General features: G+C 57.9%; 13 protein-coding genes. 12 read left to right on the forward strand and 1 reads right to left on the reverse strand.

What is annotated here, in order from left to right:
• The 11 genes from AYK82_RS05740 to AYK82_RS05785 form a co-directional block, all read left to right on the forward strand.
• Positions 1 to 1,892 (forward strand): DUF4815 domain-containing protein (locus tag AYK82_RS05740; RefSeq protein ID WP_156453270.1); only part of this gene is annotated, 1,892 nt, incomplete at its 5' end.
• 15 nt (positions 1,893 to 1,907) lie between these two features.
• Positions 1,908 to 2,867, forward strand: a complete 960-nt coding sequence (locus AYK82_RS05745) for a hypothetical protein (protein ID WP_068312539.1) — start codon at positions 1,908 to 1,910, stop codon at positions 2,865 to 2,867.
• Between the two features lie 6 nt (positions 2,868 to 2,873).
• The gene (locus tag AYK82_RS05750) at positions 2,874 to 3,299 is read left to right on the forward strand and encodes a hypothetical protein (RefSeq protein WP_068312542.1); all 426 of its coding nucleotides are present in this window, start codon (positions 2,874 to 2,876) and stop codon (positions 3,297 to 3,299) included.
• A gap of 100 nt (positions 3,300 to 3,399) precedes the next feature.
• Positions 3,400 to 4,671, forward strand: coding sequence for a phage tail sheath protein (locus AYK82_RS05755; RefSeq protein WP_068312545.1), 1,272 nt, complete (start codon positions 3,400 to 3,402; stop codon positions 4,669 to 4,671).
• 56 nt (positions 4,672 to 4,727) lie between these two features.
• Entirely contained in the window at positions 4,728 to 5,249 is a 522-nt protein-coding gene (locus tag AYK82_RS05760; protein WP_068312547.1) for a phage major tail tube protein, read from the forward strand.
• Between the two features lie 73 nt (positions 5,250 to 5,322).
• The gene (locus tag AYK82_RS05765; protein WP_068312550.1) at positions 5,323 to 5,652 is read left to right on the forward strand and encodes a hypothetical protein; all 330 of its coding nucleotides are present in this window, start codon (positions 5,323 to 5,325) and stop codon (positions 5,650 to 5,652) included.
• 29 nt (positions 5,653 to 5,681) lie between these two features.
• On the forward strand, positions 5,682 to 5,813 hold the full coding sequence (locus tag AYK82_RS18470) for a hypothetical protein (protein WP_279626412.1): 132 nt from the start codon (positions 5,682 to 5,684) through the stop codon (positions 5,811 to 5,813).
• A gap of 11 nt (positions 5,814 to 5,824) precedes the next feature.
• Positions 5,825 to 8,263 (forward strand): phage tail tape measure protein, encoded by a 2,439-nt coding sequence (locus AYK82_RS05770; protein WP_068312553.1) that lies wholly within the window; start codon positions 5,825 to 5,827, stop codon positions 8,261 to 8,263.
• Between the two features lie 52 nt (positions 8,264 to 8,315).
• On the forward strand, positions 8,316 to 8,906 hold the full coding sequence (locus AYK82_RS05775) for a phage tail protein (protein ID WP_068312556.1): 591 nt from the start codon (positions 8,316 to 8,318) through the stop codon (positions 8,904 to 8,906).
• Positions 8,907 to 8,930: 24 nt separating this feature from the next.
• Complete coding sequence (locus AYK82_RS05780; protein ID WP_068312558.1) at positions 8,931 to 9,185, forward strand: tail protein X; 255 nt, start codon at positions 8,931 to 8,933, stop codon at positions 9,183 to 9,185.
• A 29-nt stretch (positions 9,186 to 9,214) separates the two neighbouring features.
• Positions 9,215 to 10,387, forward strand: a complete 1,173-nt coding sequence (locus AYK82_RS05785; RefSeq protein WP_068312561.1) for a phage late control D family protein — start codon at positions 9,215 to 9,217, stop codon at positions 10,385 to 10,387.
• A 12-nt stretch (positions 10,388 to 10,399) separates the two neighbouring features.
• On the opposite strand, the gene AYK82_RS05790 is transcribed toward AYK82_RS05785, so the two are convergent.
• Positions 10,400 to 11,560 carry a hypothetical protein gene (locus AYK82_RS05790; protein ID WP_068312564.1) on the reverse strand — a complete coding sequence of 387 codons (1,161 nt, stop codon included), beginning with the start codon at positions 11,558 to 11,560 and terminating at the stop codon, positions 10,400 to 10,402.
• A gap of 454 nt (positions 11,561 to 12,014) precedes the next feature.
• On the opposite strand from AYK82_RS05790, the gene AYK82_RS05795 reads away from it, so the two are divergent.
• Entirely contained in the window at positions 12,015 to 12,497 is a 483-nt protein-coding gene (locus tag AYK82_RS05795; protein WP_156453272.1) for a hypothetical protein, read from the forward strand.
• Positions 12,498 to 12,513 lie beyond the last annotated feature (16 nt).

Here is a 12,513-nt window from a genome sequence, read left to right on the forward strand (position 1 = left end):
AGGTGCACAACGATTTTGCAGGGACGCCGCGCGTTGAGAATAACGGCCCGGGCCGCTACACCATGCAGGATATCGGCGAGCTGGCCTCGCTACTCTATCGCCAGCTGGATGCGCTGGCTTTGGCGCAATCGCGTCAACGCTTGGCAGACCGTGAGCCACCGGCAAGATACGGCATATTTGCCGATGCGCATGTGGATGACCGCTTTCGTGATGCGGGGGCAGTGCAGACACTGGCCTCCTCTGGCGGCGTCTTGGCGCTGGCACTGACACCAACCGTGCATAATCTGGCGCTGCAAACCGTGGCGACATTGCCCTACACGCTGGAACCAATTGTCGAGCAGCCCCTTAAAAACGACTGCGTGAAAATCAACCGCTTTGCCAATTTCGAGCCTGATCCGGCAGAGATCGAGGTTACTCCTGCCAGCGATTTCTGGGTGGATGTGCGCGAGGAATGGGCCAGCCAACGCACCCGCACCATTCGCGGCGGCGGGCCGCGCACGGTCAGCAGCGTGGAGCAACTGGGCGCCCGCGAGGAACCTGCCAGCTTCATCCGCGCGCAAACGCTGGCAATTGATCTCACCCGCATGGCCGCAGGCGAACGGTTGGAAACTCTGGAGTTTGACGGCGTGGACATGACGCCCGCAGGCGATCATGTGGCCGATGAGGACGGCGCTTTGCAGATCGCCCTGCAAATCCCTGCGCACACATTCCCCACCGGCGAAAAACTGGTGCGGGTGACGGGCATGGCTGGATCGTGGGCCGAGGCGAGCTTTACCGCCAGAGGGCGCACACTGGTGCAGATGCGGCGGCGCGTGATCACCCGGTTTGAGCAGGTGCCACGGCGGGTGCGCCGCCGCCGCAATGATCCGCGCGGCCAGATCGTCATATTGCCAGAGCAGGGCCGCCACCTGGGCGCGTTCTGGGTGGAGTTTTGCGCCATTGGCGACAAGGCGAAACCCGTGGTATGCGAGCTGCGCGCCGTTGGCGGTGATGGCGATGTGCTGGATGAGGTATTGGCGCAAACGCAGGTGGATATGAGCACTGTGAGCGCAGGCAACTGGACACAGTTTGTATTTGCCGATTTGCCTTATTTGCCACGTGACCGGCGCTATGCGTTGTGCCTGCTCACCGGCGATAATGATCACGCCATTTCCCGCGCCATTGTGGGCAATGCGGTGGATTTTAACGATCAGATCCGCGTGACGAAAAACGCTTACGCATTGGGCAACGAGGTGGAGAGCTCTACCGGTTCCAGCTGGAACCATTTGCATGACAGTGATTTGAAATTTGCCCTGCAAGCACCGCGCTTTACCCAGCTGGAAACCCGGATTTCCCTTGGCATGGTGGCGCTAACCGCCTGCTCGGACCTGCTCATTCGCGCCGCTGTGGAGCTGCCCGAGGCGGGGTGCAGCGTTCATTTCGAGGTGGAGCGCGCCAGCGGTGAACTGCTGGTGCTTGAGGCCGACACGCCGTTGCAACTGGATGCGTTTTTAGATGAGCATGTGGAGGTGTTTGCAGTGCTCAAAGGCACGGCCACCGCCAGCCCGGTACTCATGCCCGGTGTGCAGCTCATCGCCAGCCAATTGGCATCGAGCGGCCAGTATGTCAGCCGTGCATTCAAAGTGGGCGGTGCGGATAGTCTGCCGGTGCGGGTGGATGCGCGCCTGCCCGTAGGGGCAGGGGCTAAAATTAGCCTGCGCGATAAAGCGGGTGGCTGGGTGGAGCTACCGCAAACCGATAGCGAGCCGCTGGATCTGCCCGGCTGGCAGGATTTGCGCTTTAGCGCGGATCTCACCGGTCAATTGGGGCAAATGAGTGCGGTGAAAATCGAGATGACGGGCACACCGGCGGCGCGGCCCTACATTGCGGCCACCCGCGCTGCGGCGATTTAGGAGAGGTGAGCGGACATGGCAAAAACGGATAATCTCGGCCTTGATCTGATCGACGGCACCACCAAAAATGTCGCTGAGGAATGGCCCAAAATCAACCATAATGCGCAAAAACTCGACAGTGAGGTGAGCGCGGTTAAAACGCAAGTCGCGGCCAAAGCGGGGGCCGATCACGGCCACCAGATTGAGGAGGTGCAGGGGCTGGCGCTGGAGCTGGTCAAGAAAGCCCCGGCCAATCACGGCCATAAACTGGACCAGTTGAGCGATGTTGAGGCGCAGGCCGCGCCCATCGGGGCGGTGCTGGTGAAGCGCCCCTCCGGCTGGCAGCCACTGCCCGGCGCGGCTGCGGAAATCGCCAAGGTGAAGGATAAGGCCGATGCCGCGACCACAGCCACCGCTCTCCAGCAGGTAGAGGCAGATGTACAAACAGCGCTAGAGACAAAGGCGGATAAGACAGAGGTTGACGGGTTAAAAAGCTACGTCGGCATAGAAGAAATAATCATTACTAAGTCAGGCCCATTCCCACTACCTCAAAGCGCTTTCGGTCCTCTGAGTATCGAAGTTGTTGGCGGCGGTGGGTCTAGGATCAGTGGGGAATCCTATACCGGCGCTGGCGGGTATTCCAAAAAAATACTGTCTCCAATCCCGAGCGGGCTTGTTTTGGATTGCGAAGTAGGGCGCTCCTCCCGGCCCACTGGGGGGACAACATCAGTGACGGCGGTTGGCGTGAGTATGCACGCTACGGGGGGCAGCAAGGGCAGGAAACGGGGGCTAGGTAGCGGTGGGGACGTAAACCTTGGCGGCGGCCAAAGCATATACCCCACAGGGGAATATATTCCTATCAAACGCTCCGCCGTATGGCTCGTGCATGGCATGGGTGCGTGGGCGGGGAGTGGCGTTGAAGTAAATGGGCAGAACGGTGCAATCCGTCTCAGGTATCTAGTCAATAAGCCGTATAATGATGCAATCACCTTGTGAGGTCACATGACAGCAACCTTCAAAATATTGTCTACGAAAAATGTGATTGTTGGCCGCGCTACCCCTGAGTTTGAAAACTGGCTCACCGGCAAATACGGCGCGGATGGCTGGGAACGTGTTCCGGACCCAGAACCAGAGCCCCCAACCCGCACCGAGATAATCACGCAAATCAAAGCCGAAGCACATCGCCGCATTATCGCGTTTTGTCCCGAGTGGAAACAGCGCAACCTGACAGCTCGCGGCACCGAGTTTGCGCTTAAACTCTCGCAGGGCGGCACACTCACTGCGGCAGAGCAGGCAGAGGTCGAGGCTGGGCAGGCGATCTGGGACCACATCACCGCTATCCGCAATGCGTCGGATGCACTTGAGGCCATGGAGCCACTGCCTGATGACATAACCGCCGCTGAGCTGTGGCCTGATACGCCAGACTAAACCACGAAAACCATAACCCCATAGTTAAACCACCCCGCCCACTGAGGCGGGTTTTTTATTGCCTGCCGTCCGGCGGGGCGACACGCGATGGAGACCAGACATGAGCAAAATTATCGTTGGCTCTCGGGCCAGCTGGAGTATGGGCGGCGAGCCCCGCCCCGTCCGCAATGCGGATTTTTCCACCCTTGGCATTATCGGCACCGCGCCAAACAAGGCCGCTGAGCTGGAATTTAACCGCTGCTACACTGCGGCCAGTAATGATGCAGCATTTTGGAAAAAGCTGGGCGATGGCCCCATTGCCGAGCAAGTGCGGGCCAGCGCCATGGCACTGGCCGAGGGCATACACGCCCACTGGGTCACCATTGTCATCGTGCCGGAAGGGGAGAGCGACGATGCGCTCACCAAGGCGCGGCAGGAGGTGGCCAATGTGGCCGGTGATCCGGTGCTTGGCACTGGTATCTACACGTTTAAATCAGCGCCCGCGCATCAGGCGCGCACGCCGCGGCTGCTCTCTATCGCGGGTGGACTTTCTGCTGTGGAGCCGGCCGGCGGCGGCGCTAATCCGGCGGTGCAGGCCATGGCGGCGGTGTGTGACGCGCTTTACGGATTTGGCTTTGTGGATGGCAGCAGCAGCACACTGGCCGGTGCCACAACGCAGCGCGGGCTCTACACCTCCAAGCGGCTGCACATTATCGAGACAGCGGTAGAGGTGGCGCGGCCCGATGGTACGGCGATCAAACCGGCGTCCGGTTACGTTTGCGGCCTACAGGCTGCGGTTGACTACGAGCACGGCGGCATTCCCAGCCATGTGGCCGGTATGCGCGAGATCCGCGTGGCGGGGCCTGCCCGGGAGATCCCGTTCGCGCTCAATGATGGCAGCACCGAGGGGCAGCGTTTGCTGGAGCTTGGCCTCGGTATTCTGGTGCGCGGCGATGCGGCCTCCGATTTTGCGGCCAGTGATGGCGGTACGCTCTACATCGGCGCGCATACCTGCGCCAATGAACCACTGGAGCAGTTCATCAACGTGGTGCGCATGCAGGACTACATCGCCGTTAACCTGATGAAGGCGCTGCGGCCGTTTTTCGTCAAATACAACATGGCCGAGCGCGCGGTGCGGCAAGCGGCGGTGAAAACCCAGCAGCTATGGCTGAGCAAGCTGGCCCATAAAAATGTGATCTATCCGGACCCGCGGGTGAAGTTTGTCCCCGGCCCCAGCGCGCCGGAGGATTGGCGTCAGGGTAAATTTGTCACCACCGCTGCGGCAGAGCCCTCCGCTCCGCTGATGCGTATTGACACGCAGATTACGCGGGACCGGCAGGCGATCGAGCTGGAGATCGCGCAGATGCAGGCGTGGAGCGCCAACTACCTCTAGGCCCACGCTGGCCTACATGGTGAAGCCCTGATTTTTTAAAGCAACTGGAGGCATTTATGGCCGAAACATTCCGCATATTGAAAAAGGTGAGCGCCACCTGTTCGGCGCTGCCCGATGTACTGTTGAAAAACACCATCGAGGAGGTGGCGCTGCCGAACCTTGAAGAGGTTTTTGAGGATTTCGAGGGCGCAGGCAATGCGGGGCATACCGTGGAATTTTCCACCGGCCTGCGCGAAAAACTGGAGGTCACCCTAAAACTCATGGGCACCCATAGCGAGCTGCTGCCCGCCTTTGGCCAGCGTGCCATCTGGACGCTGAACGGCGTTGTCGAGGATGAGCGCGATGGCAGCCAGCAGGCGCTGGAGGCAGAGATCACCGGCCAGCTGGCCAAACTTACCGCCGACAGCAAAAGCGGGCGCGGCCTGCATGGCCACGATGCGGCGCTCAAGGGGATTATGAGTTACCGCCTCACCGACAATGGCGCGGTGGTGTATCACTGGGACTATTTCGGCGAGGCGGGGCCCGTCATCGGCGGCATCGATCGCGGCCTGCGTGAACGCCAGATCCTGATGGGCTAGGCGCAGCGGCGAATTAACTATCATTCACCCCTGAGGCGGGCCGCATGGGTCCGCCATTATTATGAGGTTTTATATGGACCAGATTGCTGTGATTGCCCATGAGGACGGGGCGGAGAAAATTATTCAAACCCTGCATCTGCCGCTAAAAACCGATGATGGCGCTGAGCAGGCAACGCTGATTTACCGCGAGCCGTCGCTGAGCCAAATTCGCAAAATCGATGAAGCGTTTAACGAGCGCGGTGCATTGGCGGGGCGGCTGGCGGCCATTGCGGCCATGAGCGGGGTCGCGGAGGATGAATTGCTGAAGGGCCTGCACCGACGCGATTGGGAAACAGCTGGGGCGATTGTGGATCGGCTGTTTTTCGGGATTGCCACTGAGGGTGACGCCAAAAAAAACAGTTAGCGCCGCTGGCAGCATGGCGCGGCTGGCAGTTGCCGCGCCGCCGCGCGCGCGAACTGGAGGCGTTTGCGCTGCTGGCGCGCACCTACGCGCTTTCCATGAAAGAATTTGAACAGCTTTCCTTAAGTGAAATCAAAGCATTGCTAAAGAGCATTGATAAATGAGGTGATGCCCCATGAGCCGGACAACAGTTGAAACCTCGCTCTCCGTAAAAGCGATTAACCAGCTTTCTGCGCCGCTGAAGAAAATGGCGGGTGATACCAGCAAATTTGCGCAGGCCGCCAAGAATGATCTGGCAAAGCTGGAGCGATTGCGCGGGCCGGTGCGGCTCATTGAGGATTTTCGCGGGGCCGAGCACGCCAGCAAAAGTGCGCAGGCAAAATTCCAGCGGCTGCGCGACCGTGTCCGCACGCTGAAAACCGAGATCAAGGCAACTGAAAACCCGACCAAGGCCATGCGGCGGGCGCTGGACAGTGCCCGCAAAGCTGCCGAAAAAGCCAACCGCCAGTGGCGGGAAACCACAGGTGCGGTGAAAGAAAAGCGCCGGGCCATGGACAAAGCGGGCATTGCTACCAGAAAACTGGCGGAAGAGGAGGAGCGGCTAACGCGAGAACTGCGCGGCTCCAAATCCGCGCTGGATAGCAATTGGCGTGCCTATAAAACCCATTTGCAACAGCGCGAGCGGGCCATGGAGCGCCACCGGCAGTTTCAGGAGCGTATGCAGCGCGGCATGGCGAAAGTGGGGGCGGGCGTCGCGGCAGGCTACGGAGTTGCCCGAGCTGGTGGTTATGCCTGGCGCAAAATCACCAGCGAGGCGCAGTACAAGCAGGACCTGACCCGTTTTGGCATTAAGGCCGAGATTGCCGATGAAGGGGCAAAAGACAAGCAAGGCAACCGCAAAATAGGCGTTGATGATTTTGATGCGCGCATCAACGCGGTGGCGCGCACCTACGCCATGGATCGTTTTGAAATTGCCCGTGCAGCGTTTACAGCAGCGGAAGCGGGCATGAGCGCGGATGATATTTTTGCAGCCCTGCCCACATGGGGGAAAATGGGACAGGTGTCGCTGGCCGAACAAACGGATCTGGTGAACCTGACAGACAGTCATCTGCGGCACTTGGGAATATCGAAAGACAACCTCGATAAAGCCTTGCAAATTCAATACGCCATTGGCAATGCGGGCAAGTTTGAAATGGATGCCATGGCCAAGTATGGCGCCACCATCGGCGCGAATATGAAGGCGTTTGGCTGGACCGGCATGGATGCGGTGGCTGGCATGTCTGCCGCGCTGCAGGTGAGCCGCAATGCAACGGGTGATGACAGCACCGCTGCCAACAATATGAGTAACTTTTTCTCAGCCCTTGGACAGCGGGAAACAAAAGAGAGATTTAGCAAGGCTGGGATCTCCATCGAGGATGAGTGGAAAGCCGCCATTGCTGCGGGCGCCGATCCGCTGCTTCACATGGTTGAGGTTATCCGCGATCACACAGGCGGCGACCAGTTTCGCATGGCCGAGCTGCTCGGCGATCGGCAGGCGCGTGATTTTGCTGTGGCGATGGCGCAGCAGCTGGAGGATTATCTGGGATACAAGGGGGTTGCCGATAAATCGGAGGGTGTGGTCACCCGCGATCTGGCCCGGATCCTGCACACACCGGCGGCGGATCTGGCCCGCGCCGCGCAGTCGCTGGAGCGCATCACCGGCAATGTGGCCGGATCATTGCAGGGCGCTGCTGCGGGCGCAGCACGTAGCACCCAAGGCACGCTTGACAAGGTTGAGGATTTCACCGCGCAAAACCCGGGTACAACGGCGGCAATAGCCGGTGCCGCAGCAGCGGGAACAACTGTCGTTGGCGGCTGGAGCGCCTACAAAATGTTCAGTGGTGCCCGCGAGATGCTAAAGGGCCTGCGTGGGCTGGGTGTGCGCGGGGCGGTTTCCGGCTCAACTGGGACTGGCGTTGCCACAGGGGCGGCAACAGGCAGTGCGCTTGGTAGGGCCGCAGGTTGGAGCGGACGGTTGGTCGGGCGTTTTGCCGGGCCTATCGGCTTGGGGCTGCTTGGCTATGAGACTATTGAATATTTGCGTGGTTTACGCGGGGAAAAAAGCCAAGAGCAGGTTGATGGCGAGCTTAAAGCACTGATGCGCACACCCTCGGCGACTGCGTCTGGCAAAACGGCTGCCGATGACGGCTTGGCAGAATTGCGCGGACTGCTGGCAGACGTGGAGCGGCAGATTGCGCAGATCAACCCAAACGGCCCGTTGGCAAGCACTTTGCTGCGGCCACTGGAGGCGGAGCGCGATGCTCTGGCCGCAGATATTGCCGAGATAGAGCGGGATATCGAGCGTTTTTCGCGGGAGATTGGTAGGGCGGCAGATGCGGCGCAAAACGCTGCGGCTGGCTTTAACCGCGCGGGCGGCAGTGCAGGGGCAGGGAATGATGCCGGGGCGGGCGCCAGTGGGCCCCAAGCTCCGTTGCAGCCGATGAGCTACCAGCCCACCATTCATATTCAAGGGGGCGGTAATCCGGAGGAAATCGCACAGGCGGTGCGTACCGCGATCGATGACAGCTACGCGCTGATGCGCGATCGCGCCTACCACAATCGCACATTCGCCTGATCCGGATCGGGGCGAATGGCGCAGAGCTGCAATGAACAGCTAAGGGGGACTTATGTCGGTTACTTATATTTTTGGCGGCGTGATGTTCGAGGGGCAGGCTATTGGCTCCATGCAGCTCTCGCGCGAGGCCGGCAATCGGATTGCGCGCCATCAGGTGCTGGATGGTGGCATCGCCATGGAGCGGGTTGGTACTGGGGAAGAACCCTTTGCGATCACGGGTGTGCTGGCGCCGTTTGCCGGTTTTTCCGCGCTCGATCTTATGGGGCAATTGCGCGCAATACAGGCGAGCCCACAGTTGCTCATGCGCGGCGATGGCCGCCTGCTTGGCTGGTACCTCTTGGAAAATCTTTCCGAGAAACACCAGTACATCAGCGGCGGCGGAACGGGGCGCAAGGTGGAGTTTACCGCCAAGTTTACTCGCATGGGCGGGGCAGGTGGCGGGGTATCCGGCCTCCCTGTTTTGGGATCACTCCCGCAGATTGCGCAGATGCCTGGCGTGGGGGCGCTAACCACGCTTTCCGGTTTGCCGGGGACGGCGGCCATACCTGGGCTGAGCAAAATCTCGCAAATTCTAGGCGGTGCGCGGCAGGTGGCAAACCAGGTGGCGCAGGTGCAGAAATTTGTCACCAAGCTGTTTTCGTAGGCTGCGCGGCAACGGGAGGTTGGGATGGCGGCAACTCTGGTAAAAATTGCAGGCACGACAACGGTAAAAACGCGGGGCATGAGCCTGTCGCGGTTTATCTGGCGGCATTTTGGCCAGCGCGATCCGCAGGTGCTCACTGCGGCGCTGGCACTTAACCGGCATCTGGCCAATGCCACCGAGTTACCGCTCGGGGCCACCGTGTATTTGCCCATGGGGCCGACGAGCGGCGCTGACAGCACTGCGGCGCAGGCAGAGGCGATTGTGCAGCTGTTTGATTGAGGCCGACAAAAAAAACAGGCGAAATGGGCATGGACGAGAGCTATTACCGGATTGTCATCAGCGGCAAGGCGGGGCAAAAAACGCTGGAAAACCGTTCTGGCGGCACCCTGCCAGATCTTGCGAAAACGCCGGGTGCAGGTGACCTGCTTTTGCTTAGCGTGAGTGATGTGGAGGGCAGCGCCAGCGACAGCGCCAGCCTGACATTTTGCGATAAAAACGGCGCCATGGTGCTGCCGAACGAGGATGACGAGATCGAGATTTTCCTCGGTCGTTCAGGTGCTTATGGTGGCAAACTTCATTCTGTGTTTAAAGGCCGCTTGCGGGCTCCGCGGGCCAAGGGCGGGGCGCAGGGACGCATCGTTGACGTGCGGGCCGAGGGCGTCGCGGCGAATTCTGCGGCCAATGCACCCAAAACCTGCCAATACAGGGGCCAAACCGTCACGATGATGCTGGCCGAGGCCGCAAAGGCAGCAGGCGAGCCAGCACCTGCGATAGATAAAACGCTCGGCGCGCAGAAAATCGATGTAGAATTACAGGACGGCGAGAGCTATCTGGAGTTCGGCGCCAGACTGGCGCGGCAACTCGGCGGCCAGTTTAAACAGGTGGCAGGGGAAAAGGCGGTGTTGCTGGCTGCAGGAAGCGGAAAATCGGCCAGCGGTAAACCTTTGCCGCGCATTGCTGCGCGCGCAGGCGAGGGCGGCAATCTCATCTCTTATGATATCGCACCGCGGGCGGAGCGGGCGCGGGCACAGGCCGTCATCTGCGCTTATTACGATAAACAGAGCGGCACCGTGAAACAGCTGCAAAAACGTGACGAAACCGGCACTGCGGCCGCCATGCACTTGCCCGGGCAAGCGGCGAGCAAAAAGGAGGCCAACGCCCGCATCGCGGCGGCGCAAAACCAGCTGGCGCGGGATGTGGGCTCGGGCCGCGTGGTGCTGCGCGGCGAGCCGCTGGCGCGCGCTGGCGGCCTGTGTGACCTCACCTGCCGGGCGGGGCTGGACGGGGAGTATCATATCAAATCGGTGCGCCACCAGCTGGGCCCTTCTGGCTGGCAAACCACGCTGCAGCTGGATCAGCCAAAAGGCGGTGCGGGCAAAGACAAGCGGGCCAAGCCACCGCCAAAGCCAACAGCCAAACCGGAGAGTGCAAGCACGCGCGGCGGCGCGGCGTCGCTCCGCCCCGCAGGATTGCAGGAGTAATCATCACCTCATTTATTTTGTTGAAAATTCGGGAATGGGTGGATCAATACGCGCATCTCCGTGGCCCGGCATGGGGGCGAACAGAGAGTTGAGAAGCACGGTGCGTTCGTTTGCTTCCACATTTCCATCAGCCACCAAGTGCTCATAGGTTTTCAGGAATGTCAGGCGCTGGCTGGCATCATCCATCAAGAGCAGGGATCTGAATGTAAAGCGGACAGACAAGCGCAACATCCAGAAATAGACAAATAGCGGCACCGTAATGAAGGCAAGCTTGCCGAATATGTTTGTCAGTTGGACGCTGACCAGTCCCGCTATCTCCGGTACTTGTGTCCCGTTCAGGCTTGTGGATATGCTGGAGATATAGGCGATGACGTTAGCATGGTGATCAAACAACAGCTTCAAAGGCAAACTAAATAATGCGATGCAAATAGCAGCGCTTGTCCAAAATGACTTTTTGTAGGCTTCTTCTTTGTCGGACCATTTTTTTTGCGCGGAGTTTAGATTTGCATTCTGTTCAATGGCCCTGATGCAGTCATCTTTCTTTTCTTCTAGCTGTTTTATCAGCTCTTTCGTCGTTGTCTCTCTGAGTTCTTTCATATCATTGGCAGCGGACTTGCTGAGTTCACTTAGATGCTTCTCGGTTCTATCGCTGAGTTCTTTTAGTTTCTGTTGTTTATCGCTTAGAGAGATTCCGGTTACATCAGTTGATTTCCCTACGTAGGTTGCAGCGTAAATAGAATAGGCTTCCGCAAAATTGCTATTTCCAGCGATGGCGCTTCTAATTTTACCTAGCAAGTCGGCATCTGCTTTTTGTAATTCATGCGCGATTGCGGCAAGCCCGATCATAGAATACACAGTCATTTGTTTTGATAAAATGTTTGCTGACTTTTCGTCTAGTGAGGATACTATAAATCGAATTTGGCTTCCTTTTGCTTCAACCAGCTTATTGCTCGGATTTTTAAGTGAAGCCAAAAGAGCGTCATATACAGCTTTCGTTTCGCTATCAATCGTACTAACTAACAACTTGATAAGTGCAGTGTAGAGGCGTTTTTGCTCGCGATCTAAGTTGAGCAAATCGTCATTAATGCTGACGCCTGGTGCTGCTTCGACGATTTTCTGCGTGGAGAAGAAAAAAACCAGCCACTCGCCATAGGCTTTATCACGATCAAACATAAACAACTCTCTTTGGTGGAAATAACTAATCTATTGCCACCATAAATAGTGGCCTTTGGCAATAGCAGCCGATGCAGTCTAGCAGAAGTGTTAGGATGCGATGTGCCGGCTGTATTCCCTAATCCCGATCGAAAAAGCCCAGGTGGGCGTGATGCAGGCCCACCTGCACAATGCGCTTGTTAAACCGCTTGTTGAGGTGATCCACGGCGCTTGAAAGGGCCTCATGCTTGTTTTGCTGGCCCGCCTCGTCTTGTAAAAACAAATCGGCGGTGCGCTGATCGAGCGCATAGAGCTCGGCAATGGAATAGATGCGGGCACGGTGAAGTTTTTAGGTTACTTTGCCACTGACCGATGGTATATCCCCTGTATTAAGAGGAGCTTAGTTGTAAAATTCTGCTGCCAGTTTTAGTTTGTGGGCAGGGGGATACTTGGCTTTTAACTGAATGGATATTAAGTGTCGCTTTTACAAGAAAACAAATTTTACGCACCTCCTACGTTTGAGGGGCCGAACAATACTTCGATAGAGAATTTCGTTCTTAGTTATGCAGCCGATTATAAAAAATGGAATGACTATTGTATGCGTGTTTCTGAAAGCCTCCGAGAGAAACCAGCCGCCGAAAAGCTTAGAGAGATGGATGGTTTTTCGGAGCTGTATCGGCTTTTTCTAACCCCATTTTTAGCAGATGGAGTCCATCTACAGTTGATAGCTTTTGGCACATCGGCGGATTTTGACCCCAACAGAATTTCCATTTTAAATATTAAAAATGACGTTTCTCGATATCGTGTATTTTTCAGTGTGGCGAGCGAACATTTAGATTGTAGCAACGATTTTTTCGCCGAGATTTCAAGCAATGACGCAGGTGACTGGTTGCTCCATCAGGTGTTTTACATTGATCCGTTTCCAGAAGATGGGAAAGTTTTTTTGCCGTATCTTTAGCGCAGTGCAGATAGTT

The organism is Polycladidibacter hongkongensis, assembly GCF_001561995.1.
Classification (GTDB): Bacteria; Pseudomonadota; Alphaproteobacteria; order Rhizobiales; family Stappiaceae; genus Pseudovibrio; species Pseudovibrio hongkongensis.

Excerpts from the sequence above, each read along its gene's own strand:
- AYK82_RS05790 (WP_068312564.1), bottom strand. The coding sequence starts at position 11,560 with ATGTTTGATCGTGATAAAGCCTATGGCGAGTGGCTGGTTTTTTTCTTC.
- AYK82_RS05750 (WP_068312542.1), top strand. The coding sequence starts at position 2,874 with ATGACAGCAACCTTCAAAATATTGTCTACGAAAAATGTGATTGTTGGC.
- AYK82_RS05760 (WP_068312547.1), top strand. The coding sequence starts at position 4,728 with ATGGCCGAAACATTCCGCATATTGAAAAAGGTGAGCGCCACCTGTTCG.
- AYK82_RS05745 (WP_068312539.1), top strand. The coding sequence starts at position 1,908 with ATGGCAAAAACGGATAATCTCGGCCTTGATCTGATCGACGGCACCACC.
- AYK82_RS05755 (WP_068312545.1), top strand. The coding sequence starts at position 3,400 with ATGAGCAAAATTATCGTTGGCTCTCGGGCCAGCTGGAGTATGGGCGGC.
- AYK82_RS05765 (WP_068312550.1), top strand. The coding sequence starts at position 5,323 with ATGGACCAGATTGCTGTGATTGCCCATGAGGACGGGGCGGAGAAAATT.
- AYK82_RS05785 (WP_068312561.1), top strand. The coding sequence starts at position 9,215 with ATGGACGAGAGCTATTACCGGATTGTCATCAGCGGCAAGGCGGGGCAA.
- AYK82_RS05770 (WP_068312553.1), top strand. The coding sequence starts at position 5,825 with ATGAGCCGGACAACAGTTGAAACCTCGCTCTCCGTAAAAGCGATTAAC.
- AYK82_RS05780 (WP_068312558.1), top strand. The coding sequence starts at position 8,931 with ATGGCGGCAACTCTGGTAAAAATTGCAGGCACGACAACGGTAAAAACG.
- AYK82_RS05775 (WP_068312556.1), top strand. The coding sequence starts at position 8,316 with ATGTCGGTTACTTATATTTTTGGCGGCGTGATGTTCGAGGGGCAGGCT.